Here is a 13,250-nt window from a genome sequence, read left to right as displayed (position 1 = left end):
TGGGGCGCACCTGAGAGACCCCGCACGGCCCTTTCAAGACTTTGTTATCGGGCCGTGTTTCCAGCGCGCAGCGAAACACGGCGCGACAAACGAACGGGGTCGCAGGGGGCCAAGACCCCTGCAAAAAAGATACAAAAACATCATCGAGACAGTTGCATATCGCCTTTGGGCAGCGTATATGCGCCAAGCCTTCGGCGCGAACTTCTCCGCCGCGGGATCTGACGATGGTGTGGGGCCGTAGCTCAGTTGGGAGAGCGCAGCAATCGCACTGCTGAGGTCAGGGGTTCGACTCCCCTCGGCTCCACCATTCTCCCCCGATGACAAACCAGAACAGCACAGCCGGTTAAGCCTTTGAGATTACAGGGCGATGGGCGGTTTTGCGTGCGGCGTTGGCCGTCCGGGCGGGCCCGGCACGCAGTCGGCAAGGCCTTGGGCGATATCGTCGCCGTTGCCGTTGCTGATCCGGCCCGAGGCGATGGCGGCGGACGGCTCCATGGTTGCGCCTCCCCTTCTTGTGCACGCCTTTTTTGCGCACACCCTTTTCAAGCAGGGTGCCCAGTTTAGCGCGCATCGGGTGAAGAAGCGTCAATATCCCTCTGATATTTCGGTATATTTTCCATATGGCGGGCGGACATTTCCTTACGTCCACCCGTTTTCCTCGTTGCATTGGCCGGGCGCTGCGGCAAGGATGCCCCGGCGCACTCGCGCGCATCACGGACACATCGCAACATCGAAACCTATCGGAAAGGGGCGCGGATGAAACCGGTTCAGGGTTTGCTCGCTGGCGCGGCGCTGTTGGCATTGTATGGCTGCGGGCAGCCCGCGGCTGTGGACCCGGCGGCGACTCTCGACGGCGTGGCCGCTGATTACGTCCGGCTGGTGCTGGAGGTGGGCGAGCACGAACCCGGCTATGTGGACGCCTACTACGGCCCGGCGGATCTGGCCGAGGCGGCCAAGGCCAACCCCCGCCCGGTCGCCGCGCTCAAAACGGAGGCCGACCGGCTGATCGCCGCCGTGCGCGAGGCGCTTGCCGCCGGTGAGGCGGGCGGCGCGGGCGCGGACCCGCTGGTTACCCGCCGCGCGCGGTTTCTGGAGGCGCAGCTGGTGGCCGTGCGCACCCGGCTGGACATGATCGAGGGCACGCGCCTGCCCTTCGAGGACGAGGCGAACAGCCTGTTTGCCGTGCGGCCGACGGTGCAGCCCCTCAGCGACTTCGACCCCATCCTGGCGGACATCGACAGGCTGGTGCCGGGCAAGGGCCCGCTGCATGAGCGGGTCGAGGCCTTCCGCAACCGCTACATCGTCTCGAAGGACAAGCTGGACGCGGTGATGCGCGCCGCCACCGCCGAGTGCCGCCGCCGGACGGTGGAGCACATCGCCCTGCCCGAGGGCGAGACCTTCACCCTCGCCTTCGTCACCGACAAGCCGTGGAGCGGCTACAACTGGTACAAGGGCAACGCCACCAGCCACATCGAGGTGAACGTGGATCTGCCCGTGTTCATCGACCGCGCGGTCGATCTCGGCTGCCACGAGGGCTACCCCGGCCACCACGTCTACAACATGCTGCTGGAGGAAAAGCTGACCAAACAGCGCGGCTGGCAGGAGTTCAGCGTCTACCCGCTCTACAGCCCGCAGTCGTTCATCGCGGAAGGCAGCGCCAACTTCGGCATCGAACTCGCCTTCCCGGGCGCGGAGCGGCTGACGTTCGAGCAGGAGGTGCTCTATCCCCTCGCCGGGCTTGATCCCAAATCCGCCCCGGCGCTGGCCAAGCTCCAGGAACTGACCGACGCGCTGCAACCGGCCCGCTATGCCATCGCGTCCGACTATCTTGCCGGGCGCATCAGCCGCGAGCAGGCGGTTGACCTCACCCAGCGCTACCAGCTCATGACCCGGGGCCTGGCCGAACGGGCGGTGAAGTTCATCGACGCCTACCGCAGTTACGTCATCAACTACGGTCTCGGCAGGCAGATGGTGGAAGCCTACGTCAATCAGGCCGCCGACCCGGCCGAGCGCTGGTCGCGCATGGAGCAGGTGCTCTCCGAGCCCACCCTCCCCGCCGACCTGACGCCCGCGTCCGCAAGCTGATCGCATCCGGGCAGAAAGCGAAACGGGGCAAGGTCGCCATCGGACATGCCCCGTAATCGCCCGTGAAGGCCCCTTGCAGCGCCAAAACAGCCCTGCCCGCTTTCCCTGGCGGAGATAAGCAAAAGCCTCTGTATAAGCGTTTAAAGCCGATTAAAAGCCATGTGGAGATTCGGGCACTCCGGAAACGCGGCCCGATAATAGGAATGGGGGATCTCAAGGGGGTCCGAGACCCCCTTGAAAACGTCGAAAATCTCAGAACTTCACGTTCATGGCGAGGCCGCCGCCCTTGGTATCGCCCCAGGGGAACAGCTGCACCTTGTCGTCGTATTTGGTCGAGAACAGGAAGGCGGTTGCGGTGCCAAGCGCCGCGCCTGCCACCACGTCGTACCAGTGGTGGTGGTCGCTCTCGACGCGGGCGACACCCACGGTCGTTGCCACCACGTAGGCCGGCAGGCCGTACTGCCAGCCATAGCGCTGGTGGAGGAAGGCCGCCGAGGCGAAGGAGATGCTGGCGTGGCCCGAGGGGAAGCTGTCGTCCCCGCGCCCGTTCGGACGGTCCTCGGGGAAGAGTTCCTTCAGCCCGTAGGTGGCGCCCGCCGTGATGCCGACGCTGTAGGCCGCCTGGAGAACGCCGTTCCAGTCCTCCTGCACCGCTGCGCCACCGAAGGCCGCCGCGACCAGACCGGCCCGGCCCACCTCCGCCACCGTCTTCCAGCCTCCGGCCAGCGCCGGCTGGGCGGCGAGCACGGTGGAAAGCGCCAGGGCGCAGGTAAGGGTTTTGCCGCGTGCCATGTAGAATTGCTCCCTGTTGATCTGTTCAGACTTCTGGCCGGTCACCCTGACGGGAGGCTGACCGGCTCGATCATGCCGTTGTGCAGCAGCACCACCCGGTCCATGCGCCGGGCGAGGTCCCGGTTGTGGGTGGCGATGAGCGCCGAAGACCCCCGCGCCCGCACCAGGTGGAGGAAGGTGTCCAGCACCGTCAGGCCCGTTTCCTCGTCCAGATTGCCGGTCGGCTCGTCGGCCAGCACCAGCACCGGCTCGTTGGCGAGCGCGCGGGCGACCGCCACGCGCTGCTGCTCGCCGCCCGAAAGCTGGGCGGGCTGGTGGGTGAGCCGCTGGCCCAGCCCCAGCTCGGTCAGCAGCTCGCTGGCCCGCGCCTCCGCCTCCCGGCGGCTGCGGCCGTAGATCAGCTGGGGCAGCACCACGTTCTCCAGCGCCGTGAAGTCCGGCAGCAGGTGGTGGAACTGATAGACGAAGCCCAGCTTTTCGCGGCGGAACTGGGTGCGCTGTCCGCTCTTGAGGCTGGCGCATTCGGTACCGGCGATGCGGATGCTGCCCTGAAAGCCGCCTTCCAGCAGGCCGACCGCCTGCAGCAGTGTGGACTTGCCCGCGCCGGAGGCGCCCAGCAGCGCCACGATCTCGCCGGGGCGCACATCGAGGTTCACGTCCTTCAGCACCTGGATGGTGGCCTCCCCCTGCCGGAAGCTGCGGGAGAGGTGGCGGACGCTGAGAACGGCGTCGCTGACCGGATCACTCATAGCGTAGCACCTGCACCGGGTCCGTATTGGCGGCGCGCCAGGACGGGTAGATGGTGGCCAGCACCGTCAGCGCGAGGGCGATGCCCACGGTTGCCGCCACTTCCAGCGGGTCCACCTTGGACGGCATTTCGGAGAGGAACCGCACCTCCGGGTTCCACAGGGCGATGCCGAACAGGCTGCTGGCGCCGTGGACGATCTCGGTGCGGAATTCCAGCAGCAGGAAGCCGAGGGCCAGCCCCGCCAGCGTGCCGAGCACGCCGATGGAGGTGCCTGCCAGCATGAACACCCGCATCACCGAGGCGCGGCTGGCGCCCATGGTCCGCAGGATGGCGATGTCCTTGCTCTTGGCCCGCACCAGCATGATGAGGCTGGAGACGATGTTGAACACCGCCACCACGATGATGATGGAGAGAATCCAGAACATCACCACCCGCTCCACCTCCAGCGCCTCGAACAGCGAGCGGTTGAGGGAGCGCCAGTCCACAATCACGCCCTGCTGCTGCACCACGGGCGTGAGCGCCTGGATGGTGGCGTCGATGCGGTCCGGGTTGTTCACCACCACTTCCAGGCCACTGACCGACTCTCCCATGCGGAAGTAGTTCTGGGCGGTCTCCATGGGCATGAGCACGAAGGCGTTGTCGTAGTCGAAGATGCCCACCTCGAAGATGGCGACCACCCGGTAGCTGGCGATGCGCGGCGTCACGCCAAAGGGCGTCACCTGCCCCTCGGGGGAGATCAGCGAGATGCTGTCCCCCACCCGCGCCAGCAACTGGCCCGCCAGCTTGGAGCCGATGGCGATGACCGGCTCGCCGTCCTGAAAGTCCTTGAGCGAGCCCTCGACGATGTTCTGCGCCACCAGGGAGTGGCCGCGCACGTCCGCCGGGGTCTGGCCGCGCACGATGACGCCGGCGGCCAGGTTGCGGCGCGAGGCCATGAGCTGCTGCTGGATGAGCGGCGTCACCTGCTTCACGCCGACGGCCCGCTCCACTTCCTTGCGCAGACGCTCCCAGTCATCGAGCCGCCCGTCATAGCCCTGCACCAGCATGTGGCCGTTGACGCCGAGGATGCGGTCGAGCAGTTCACCGCGAAAGCCGTTCATCACCGACATCACGGCGATGAGCGCGGCGACGCCGATGGCGATGCCGATCAGCGAGATCATCGAGACGATGAAGATGAACCCCTCGCCCTTGATGGGACGCAGGTATCGCGCCGCGATCATCCGCTCATAGCTGGAGAGCATGGAGGCGGTCCCTTCAGGCCGTCAGCCGGTTGAGCGCTGCCTCGATGGTCAGTTCCTCGCGCGCGCCGGTCTTGCGGTCCTTCACCTCGACGACGCCCTTCTCCAGCCCCTTGGGGCCGACGATCACCTGGGTCGGGATGCCGATCAGATCCATGGTGGCGAACTTGGCGCCGCCGCGCTCGTCGCGGTCGTCGTAGAGCACCTCGACGCCCGCATGGGCCAGCTTCTCGTAGAGGTCGTCCGCGGCCGCGGCGCAGCGGGCGTCATCGACGCGCATGTTGATGAGGCCCACCTTGTAGGGTGCCACTTCCTCCGGCCAGATGATGCCGTTCTCGTCGTGGCTGGCCTCGATGATGCCGCCCACGAGGCGCGAGACGCCGATGCCGTAGGAGCCCATCTCCGGATGCACCGGCGTGCCGTCCGGCCCCTGCACGGTGCAGCCCATGGCGGCGGAGTACTTGGGGCCGAAGTAGAAGATGTGGCCCACCTCGATGCCCCGGCGGCGGCGCAGCTTGTCGGCGGGCACCGGGCAGTCGGCCACCTTCTCGTGTTCCTCGCTCTCCATGGCGTAGATGGACTGGAGCCGCTCGACGATCTCCGAGCCCGGGGTCGCGCCCGCCAGTTCGTTCAGCGTGATCTCCTCGACCGCCGCGTCGTAGAACAGCTCGCTTTCGCCCGTGTCCGCCAGGATGTGGAACTCGTGGGAGAGGTTGCCGCCGATCGGGCCCGTCGGCGCGCGCACCGGCACCGCCACCATGCCGAGGCGGGCGAAGGTGCGCAGGTACGCAACGAACATGGCGTCGTAGGAGCGCTTCGCGCCCGCCGGGTCCAGATCGAACGAGTAGGCGTCCTTCATCAGGAACTCGCGGCCGCGCATCACGCCGAAGCGGGGGCGCACCTCGTCCCGGAACTTCCACTGGATGTGGTAGAAGATCTTCGGCAGGTCGCGGTAGCTCTTGGCGTTGTCGCGGAACACCGCCGTGATCATCTCCTCGTTGGTCGGGCCGTAGAGGATTTCCCGGTCGTGCCGGTCACGGAAGCGCAGCATCTCCGGGCCGTAGGCGTCATAGCGGCCGGATTCGCGCCACAGGTCCGCCGACTGGATGGTCGGCATCAGCAGCTCGATCGCCCCGGCGCGGTTCTGCTCCTCCCGCACGATCCGCTCGATGTTCCGCAGCACCTTCAGACCCAGCGGCAGCCACACGTAGATGCCGGCGGACTGCTGGCGGATCATGCCGGCGCGCAGCATCAGCTTGTGCGAGACGATCTGGGCCTCGGAGGGATCTTCTTTCAGAACGGGCAGGAAATAGCGTGAGAGGCGCATCGATGTGTCTTCCGTGGCAAACAGTTCTGCGGTCTTACCCGCCCCCGCCATGGCATGCAACTGCCAGCACGGGAGGGAGGGCCCGGAACCGGCCCCGGCGCCGCTGCCGGCTCCCGCGTCCCCTCCCTGCCCCACCGGGTTTCCCCTGCACGCAAGTTTTTGCGAACGCCTCTCATTTGCTGTATTGCATCCCCCGCCCGCGCCGCCTATGGGGGAGAGCGTGGCCCCGTAACGGCCGGTAGGAGTGTCATGTCGTTTTTGTCCACCATTCAGGGACGCACGGCGGCGGTCTGCGCCGTTCTGCTGCTCGGGCTCAACCTGCGCCCGGTTCTCTCGGGCATCAGCCCGCTGCTCGATATCCTTCAGGACGCCACGGGCATCAACGGCACCGTGGCCGGGCTGCTCACCACCCTGCCCATCCTCGCCATGGGGCTGGGCGCGCTGCTGGGCGAGACCCTCAACAACCGGCTGGGCGAGCGCTGGGGCATCGCCCTCGGCATCGCGGCGGTGGCGGCCGCCTGCGCCCTGCGCTTCAACATGCCGGGCGCAAGCACGCTCATCGCCACCTCGGTGCTGGCGGGCTTCGGCATCGCGACGGTGCAGGCGCTCCTGCCCTATTTCGTCAAGCGCACCTTCCCGGAGGACCCGGGCCGGATCACCGCGCTCTACGTTACCGCCATCATGGCCGGGGCGGCGGTGGGCGCGGCGGCCTCCCCGCTGCTGGCGGGCTGGTGGCGCTGGGACATGGCGCTCGGCTTCTGGGCGCTGCCCGCGCTGGGTGCCCTGCTGGTATGGCAACGGGCAGCCCGCAGCCACCGTACCAGCCGGGCCCAGCCGCGCCGGAGCCTTCCGGCGGCCGGTGCGCCCGCGCCCCGTCGCCGCCGGTTGTGGCGCGAGCTGCGGACGTGGGAGCTGATCGTCTACTTCGGCGTTGGCACCGGCGCGTTCACGCTCCTTCTCGCCTGGCTGCCGCCCTACTACACCGCGCTTGGCTGGAGCCCGGCCGCCGCCGGGTTCATGCTGGGCGGCATCACGCTGACCGAAGTGTGCGCGGGGCTCGCCATTTCCGCCTGGATCGGCCGGTTCCCGGACCGGCGCGGGCCGCTCTTCCTCGTGCTCGTCAGCCTGCTGGCCGGGCTCGCCTGGCTCGTCCTCGCGCCCGAGGTGGCCCCGGCCCTCATCTGCGTCCTGCTGGGCGTGGGCGTCGGCTCGCTGTTTCCGCTGACCCTCATCGTCACCATCGACCACCGCTCCGACCCGGCCGAGGCGGGCGCGCTGGCGGCGGCCGTGCAGGGCGGCGGTTACATCATCGCCAGCCTGATGCCGGTGCTGGCGGGAATGCTGCGGGACCGGTTCGATGACCTCACCCAGGCCTGGGTCGCCATGGGCGCGGGCGTCCTCCTGCTGATGGGGATGACCCTGCGCCTCTCCCCCGCCTCCTACCGCTCCCGCTGAGGCGGGCGGGCCTGCACCTCCAGCGGGCGGCAGTCGGGCCCCAGCCGCACCGGCGCGCCGCCGTTGAAGGCGGGCCCTTCGAGCGTCACCGACTCCCCGTCGGTTGTTGCCATGCCGAGCCAGGTCTCCCCTTGCAGGGGCCGGGGGCCGCTCCGCCCGCGCAGCACATCCACCACCACCGGCACGGCGATGGCGCCGGGATCGATGGCGGGGGGATCGATGGCGGGGTGTGCCTCCGTCTCCACACCAAGCCCGGGCTCGTGAGCCACATCGGCGGCGGGCCGGTGCGCCACATCGGCACAAACGTCAGCGTCCGTTGAACCGGAAAGCAGACCCGAGGGGGCCTGTGATCCGATCACGACAGCGAGGAACAGATGTTGCAGCGAGGTCACACGGTTCCACTTTCCAGCTGAGGGGGGCCCCGTTTGCCGTTTCCCCACCTGACAATGGAGAACACCTTGAGTAGCCTCTGCGTACTCGGGTTACATGGTGACCAGGGTTCAGGGGAATTGAAAGCCGAAAAATCGGCTCGAATTCACAAAAAGATTCAAAGACCTATAAAAAGTCTCGTCACGACGCAGAAGGGCTCGGACCACTGGTCCGGGCCCTTCTGTCGTTCTGGAACCTGTTGAATGTGGAGGGTTTCCCAGCCCTTGGCTCGCCAGCCCTTAGCTCGTGGGGCTGGTCACCGGCACCGGGCCCGCAGACGGCAGGGGCAGGTCGTCGATGGTCAGCCAGCGGTAGTGGGTGTTGGCCCAGAACAGCAGGAACAGCACGGTGGTCACGGCGGTGGTCCACAGCACCTTCCGGCGCAGCATGGGGTTCTGGGGCGCGCTGTGCGCCTGCCCCGGCACGGTCTCCTCGCCGGTTTCGTGGGCCGTGCGCACGCCCCACGGCAGCACGGCGATCCACACGATCCACCACATGACGAAGTAAACCGCGAAACCGTAGATCAAGCTCATCGCCTCGCTGCCTTTTCTTCCCTGCTGCACCCGGGCTCAGTCGACGCGCAGGACATGCACCTCCGCCACCGGCCGCTTGGCCGTGTAGTCCCGGGCCAGACGGCGGATGGCGATGCGGACCTGCTCGGTCAGCCGCGCCTCGTTGGCGGTGCCCACCTGCGCCACGGTCGCCCGCACGGCGTTGGCGCAGTCCTCCACGAACTCGTCCAGCTCATTTTCCACCGGAACGCCCTGCACCACAATATGCGGGTCCGCGGCCAATCGTCCGCCCTTGCCCAGCACAAGCGTGGCCGAGAGGTAGCCGTTGTAGGACAGGCGGCGGCGCTGCACCATGGTCATGCCGTCACTCGGCACGATCACGTCGCCGTCCAGCACCCAGCGGCCCACCTTCTCGTGGCCGATGATCCTGGCCTCGCCCGGGGCCAGGCGGATCACCGCGCCGTTGGTCGGCACGATGGTCTGTTCCGCGCCGTAGCGCAGGGCAAGCTGGGCGTGCGCCTTCATGTGGCGCAGCTCGCCATGGACCGGCACCGCGATCTTGGGGCGAATCCAGCCGTACATGCGCTTCAGCTCCGGCTGGCCCGGATGGCCGGAGACGTGCACATGCGCGTCCTTCTCCGTGATGATGGAGACGTTCTGCGCCGCAAGCTGGTTCATCACCAGGCCGATCGAAAGCTCGTTGCCCGGAATGCTCTTGGACGAGAAGATGACCAGATCGCCTTCCGCCAGCTTGATGTGGCTGTGCTCGCGCCGGGCGATGCGCGACAGCGCCGCCTGGTGCTCGCCCTGGCAGCCGGTGGCGATGATGAGCAGGCTCGAGGGATCGGCCTGTTCCGCCACTTCCAGGCTGACCGGCTGGGGGAAGTCCTTGAGGTAGCCGTTTTCCTTGGCGTTCTTCACCATCCGGTCGAGCGAGCGGCCCACCAGCACCACGTTGCGCCCGGTGGCGTTGGCCACCTTCCCCAGCGTGTCGAGCCGGGCGACGTTGGAGGCGAAGGTGGAGACCAGAATCCGCCCCGGGCGGCCCTGGCACAGGCGCATCAGCGAATCCCGCACCCCGCCCTCCGAGCCGGAGGCCTCGGTGTTGAACACGTTGGTGGAATCGCCCACCAGCGCCAGCACGCCCTCGTCGCCGATGGCGGTGAGCAGCTCGGGGCTGGAGGGGTTGCCGATGATCGGGTCGTCATCCAGCTTCCAGTCGCCGGTGTGGAACACCCGGCCGAAGGGGGTGTCGATCAGCACCGCGTTGCCCTCCGGGATGGAGTGGCACAGGTGCAGGTAGCGGAACTTGAACGGCCCCAGCTCGAAGCTGCCCTGGAGCGGGATGGTCTTGACCTTCACCTCGCCCAGGAGCCCCTCCTCCGCCAGCTTGTGGCGCAGCAGCCCGGCGGTGAACGGCGTCGCATAGAGCGGCACGCCCAGCTCCGCCGCGAGGTACGGCACCGCGCCGATATGATCCTCGTGGCCATGGGTGAGCACGATGCCCAGCAGGTCCTCCCGCCGCTCCTCGATGAAGGTCAGATCCGGCAGCACCAGCTCCACGCCCGGAGTGCTCGGGTCCGCGAAGGTCATGCCGAGATCGACCATCACCCACTTGCCCCGGCAGCCGTAGAGATTGACGTTCATGCCAATCTCGCCGGACCCGCCCAAGGGCAGGAACAGCAGTTCTTCACCTGGTTTCACGCCTATGTCCTGCAATTACGTTGATAGATGAGCGACAGGCCCTTGACCGTCAGGTCCACATCGACCGCTTCGATCACGTCCGTATGTCGCTCGAATAAAACGCCGAGGCCGCCCGTTGCGATGACACGCATCGGGTGCCCGGTCTCCTTTTTAATTCGGCCGACCAAGCCCTCGATCAAGCCCACGTAGCCCCAGAAAATGCCGGACTGCATGGCTTCCACGGTGGACTGGCCGACCACCCGCCCCGTCTCCGGCGGCTGGACGGCGATTTTCGGCAGCTTTGCCGATGCCATCACCAGCGCCTCGACCGAAAGGTTGATGCCCGGGGCGATGATGCCGCCCCGGTAGGCACCGGTATCGCTTACCACATCGAAGGTGGTGGCGGTACCGAAGTCTATCACGATCAGGTGCTGGTTTCCCAGCTCCGCGTGGGCCGCCACCGCATTGACCAGCCGGTCCGCCCCCACTTCCTGGGGGTTGGGGTATTCGATGGCGATGCCAAGGTCCAGGTCCTTGCTCACCACCACCGCCTCCAGCCCGAAATAGCGGCGGCACAGCAGCTGGAGGTTGAACAGGGTCGGCGGCACCACGGTCGAGATGATCGCACCGGTCACCGCCTGCCGGTCGTATCCCTCGATGGCGAACAGCTGGTTCAGCCAGACCATGTATTCGTCCGCCGTGCGGTGCGTCTGGGTGGAGATGCGCCACCGGTGCAGGATCTCCCTGCCTTCCCGGATTACGGCGAAAACGGTGTTGGTGTTGCCGACATCGATCGCTAGCAGCATGGGCTCATATCCCGAAAACGTCGCCGGCATGAATGGCCTTCACCATTCCGCTGTCAAGCTGCAACAGCAGGGCGCCGTCGGCCGCGAGGTCCGCGAAGGTGCCGAACAGCGTGCCGTCGGGCATCCGCACCTCGATGCGCTTGCCAAGGCCGGTGGCACGGGCGAGCCAGGCGGCGCGCAGCGCGGCAAAGCCGCCGGCGCGCCATTCCCGCCGCCAGTGCTCGACGGCCGTCGCCAGCCGCTCCGCCACGGCCATGGGCGGCGGAGGCGTCACCCCGGCCCCGGCCAGCGAAATGGCCGGGCGCTCCACGTCCTCGGGATGCACCGCCAGATTGACGCCGATGCCGGCCGCCACCCACCGGTCCCCCGGCTGGCCGCTGCCCGCCGATTCCAGCAGGATGCCGGAGACCTTGCGGCCATCCAGCAGCAGGTCGTTCGGCCACTTGAGCCGCAGCCGCTCGGGCGCCACCCACTGGGCAAGCGTGTCGTAGAGCGCCAGCGCGATCAGGAAGGAAAGCTGGGAAGCGGGCCCCTCCCCGGCGTCCAGCCGGAGGAGCCCGGTGCAGAACAGATTGCCCCGGGTGCTCTGCCAGGGGCGGCCGCGCCGGCCGCGGCCCGCGGTCTGTTCGTCCGCCACCACCCAGGTGCCGTCTGGCGCACCGTTTTGCGCCAGACGGATCACCTCGTCATTGGTGGAATCAACCGCCGGGTAGTGAAGCAGCTCAGCCAATGAGCGACTTGGCGGCGTTGGCCGCCGTCTGCAGCAGCGGGCCGATGTAGAGGAAGCTCACCGGCGAGCACAGGATGGCGCTGGCACCCAGGATGGAGGCCGTCGCCACGTTGCCGTAGCGGGTGAACGGAGCCTTCGGCGCGTCGAAGTAGCAGATCTTGACGACGCGCAGATAGTAGTAGGCCGACACCACGCTGGTGAGGATGCCGATGATGGCGAGCGTGTACAGCTCGGCCTCGATGGTGGCCTGGAAGATGTACAGCTTGCCGAAGAAGCCCGCCAGCAGCGGAATACCGGCCAGCGAGAACATCAGGATGGCGAAGCACGCCGCCAGACGCGGCTGGGTCTGGGACAGGCCCGCCAGCTCGTAGATGTCCTCGATCTGCTCGTCGCCGCGCTGCATGGAGAGCACGCACAGGAACGAGCCGAGCGTCATCAGCAGGTAGATCGCCAGGTAGACCAGCACGCCCTGCACGCCAGCCTGGGTGCCGGCGGCCAGGCCCATGAGCGCATAGCCCACGTGGCCGATGGACGAGTAGGCCATCAGGCGCTTGATGTTGGTCTGCACGATCGCGGCGAAGGCGCCGAGGATCATGGAGCCGATGGAGATGACCTGGATGATCAGCTGCCACTGCTCGCTGATGGCCGGGAAGGCCTCCATCATCACGCGCACGAACAGGCCCATGGCCGCCACCTTGGGCGCGGCGGCGAAGAAGGCGGTCACCGGGGTCGGCGCGCCTTCGTAGACGTCCGGCGTCCACATGTGGAACGGCACGGCCGAGACCTTGAAGGCCAGACCCGCGATCACGAAGACGAGGCCGAACAGCAGGCCGATGTGCAGGGCCTCACCCGCCGCGCCCGCCAGCACGCCGGAGACGCCGACGAAGTTGGTGGTGCCGGCGAAGCCGTAGACCAGCGAGACGCCGTACAGCAGCAGGCCCGAGGCGAGCGAGCCGAGCACGAAGTACTTGAGGCCCGATTCCGACGAGCGCGCGTTGCCGCGATGGAACGCCGCCAGCACGTAGAGGCTGAGCGACTGGAGCTCGAGGCCCACGTACAGCGACAGGAGGTCGTTGGCCGACAGCATCATCAGCATGCCGAGGGTCGCCAGGGTGATGAGCACCGGGTACTCGAACTTGGCGATCCGGTTCTGCTCCAGGTACGGCACCGCCAGCACGGCGGAGGCCGCCGCGCCGATCAGCACCAGCACCTTCAGGAACGCGCCGAAGGCATCCACCACGAACAGGCCGTTGAAGGCCACCGTGCGCTCGACCGGGCCTTGCAGCACCAGTGCGATCGCAACGATGAACAGACCCACGCTGCCCCAGGTGAGCAGCTTCAGGCTACGATCCCCGGAGAACACGCCCGCCATGAGCATGGCCATCGCGCCAAGCGCGAGCACCAGCTCCGGCAGTGCAAGGGACAGACTGGCAGAAAGACTCATG

At 67.5% G+C, this 13,250-nt stretch carries 13 protein-coding genes and 1 tRNA gene; 3 read left to right on the top strand and 11 right to left on the bottom strand.

The window, feature by feature from the left end; translation table 11 throughout:
• Positions 1 to 231: 231 nt before the first annotated feature.
• Positions 232 to 307, top strand: a tRNA-Ala gene (locus ACSJJU_RS08060).
• A gap of 50 nt (positions 308 to 357) precedes the next feature.
• Here ACSJJU_RS08060 and ACSJJU_RS08055 read toward each other — a convergent pair.
• Entirely contained in the window at positions 358 to 495 is a 138-nt protein-coding gene (locus ACSJJU_RS08055; protein WP_435914831.1) for a hypothetical protein, read from the bottom strand.
• A 261-nt stretch (positions 496 to 756) separates the two neighbouring features.
• Here ACSJJU_RS08055 and ACSJJU_RS08050 point away from each other — a divergent pair, with 261 nt between their 5' ends.
• The gene (locus ACSJJU_RS08050; RefSeq protein WP_435914830.1) at positions 757 to 2,085 is read left to right on the top strand and encodes a hypothetical protein; all 1,329 of its coding nucleotides are present in this window, start codon (positions 757 to 759) and stop codon (positions 2,083 to 2,085) included.
• Between the two features lie 252 nt (positions 2,086 to 2,337).
• Here the strand turns inward: ACSJJU_RS08050 and ACSJJU_RS08045 are convergent, their stop codons facing one another.
• Genes ACSJJU_RS08045 through proS form a run of 4 tightly spaced genes read right to left on the bottom strand, consistent with a single transcriptional unit; the run spans position 2,338 to position 6,190 of the window.
• Positions 2,338 to 2,877 (bottom strand): phosphatase PAP2 family protein, encoded by a 540-nt coding sequence (locus ACSJJU_RS08045; protein WP_435914829.1) that lies wholly within the window; start codon positions 2,875 to 2,877, stop codon positions 2,338 to 2,340.
• 41 nt (positions 2,878 to 2,918) lie between these two features.
• A complete protein-coding gene (locus tag ACSJJU_RS08040) occupies positions 2,919 to 3,626 on the bottom strand; it encodes an ABC transporter ATP-binding protein (protein ID WP_435914828.1) in 708 nt (235 codons plus the stop codon).
• Positions 3,619 to 4,866 (bottom strand): lipoprotein-releasing ABC transporter permease subunit, encoded by a 1,248-nt coding sequence (locus ACSJJU_RS08035; protein WP_435914827.1) that lies wholly within the window; start codon positions 4,864 to 4,866, stop codon positions 3,619 to 3,621. The genes ACSJJU_RS08040 and ACSJJU_RS08035 overlap by 8 nt, the downstream gene beginning before the upstream one ends.
• Positions 4,867 to 4,879: 13 nt before the next feature.
• Positions 4,880 to 6,190, bottom strand: a complete 1,311-nt coding sequence (gene proS / locus ACSJJU_RS08030; protein ID WP_435914826.1) for a proline--tRNA ligase — start codon at positions 6,188 to 6,190, stop codon at positions 4,880 to 4,882.
• Positions 6,191 to 6,439: 249 nt separating this feature from the next.
• Between proS and ACSJJU_RS08025 the strand changes: the two genes are divergently transcribed.
• Complete coding sequence (locus ACSJJU_RS08025) at positions 6,440 to 7,645, top strand: MFS transporter (RefSeq protein ID WP_435914825.1); 1,206 nt, start codon at positions 6,440 to 6,442, stop codon at positions 7,643 to 7,645.
• Here ACSJJU_RS08025 and ACSJJU_RS08020 read toward each other — a convergent pair.
• From ACSJJU_RS08020 to nuoN, 6 genes are all read right to left on the bottom strand, one after another.
• On the bottom strand, positions 7,630 to 8,037 hold the full coding sequence (locus tag ACSJJU_RS08020; protein WP_435914824.1) for a hypothetical protein: 408 nt from the start codon (positions 8,035 to 8,037) through the stop codon (positions 7,630 to 7,632). The two genes, ACSJJU_RS08025 and ACSJJU_RS08020, sit on opposite strands and share 16 nt — an antisense overlap.
• 276 nt (positions 8,038 to 8,313) lie before the next feature.
• The gene (locus ACSJJU_RS08015; RefSeq protein ID WP_435914823.1) at positions 8,314 to 8,607 is read right to left on the bottom strand and encodes a DUF1467 family protein; all 294 of its coding nucleotides are present in this window, start codon (positions 8,605 to 8,607) and stop codon (positions 8,314 to 8,316) included.
• A gap of 36 nt (positions 8,608 to 8,643) precedes the next feature.
• Entirely contained in the window at positions 8,644 to 10,290 is a 1,647-nt protein-coding gene (locus tag ACSJJU_RS08010; protein WP_435914822.1) for a ribonuclease J, read from the bottom strand.
• A gap of 2 nt (positions 10,291 to 10,292) precedes the next feature.
• Positions 10,293 to 11,075: a type III pantothenate kinase gene (locus tag ACSJJU_RS08005; protein WP_435914821.1), complete on the bottom strand. Its 783-nt coding sequence runs from the start codon at positions 11,073 to 11,075 to the stop codon at positions 10,293 to 10,295.
• A gap of 4 nt (positions 11,076 to 11,079) precedes the next feature.
• Positions 11,080 to 11,805, bottom strand: a complete 726-nt coding sequence (locus ACSJJU_RS08000; protein ID WP_435914820.1) for a biotin--[acetyl-CoA-carboxylase] ligase — start codon at positions 11,803 to 11,805, stop codon at positions 11,080 to 11,082.
• A complete protein-coding gene (nuoN, locus tag ACSJJU_RS07995) occupies positions 11,798 to 13,249 on the bottom strand; it encodes an NADH-quinone oxidoreductase subunit NuoN (protein ID WP_435914819.1) in 1,452 nt (483 codons plus the stop codon). The genes ACSJJU_RS08000 and nuoN overlap by 8 nt, the downstream gene beginning before the upstream one ends.
• Position 13,250: the final 1 nt, after the last annotated feature.

The organism is Pedomonas sp. V897 (assembly GCF_051304405.1).
Classification (GTDB): Bacteria; Pseudomonadota; Alphaproteobacteria; order Sphingomonadales; family Sphingomonadaceae; genus Pedomonas.
Note: the sequence above shows the minus strand (reverse complement) of the source record. Positions and strands in the feature narration are given on the sequence as shown.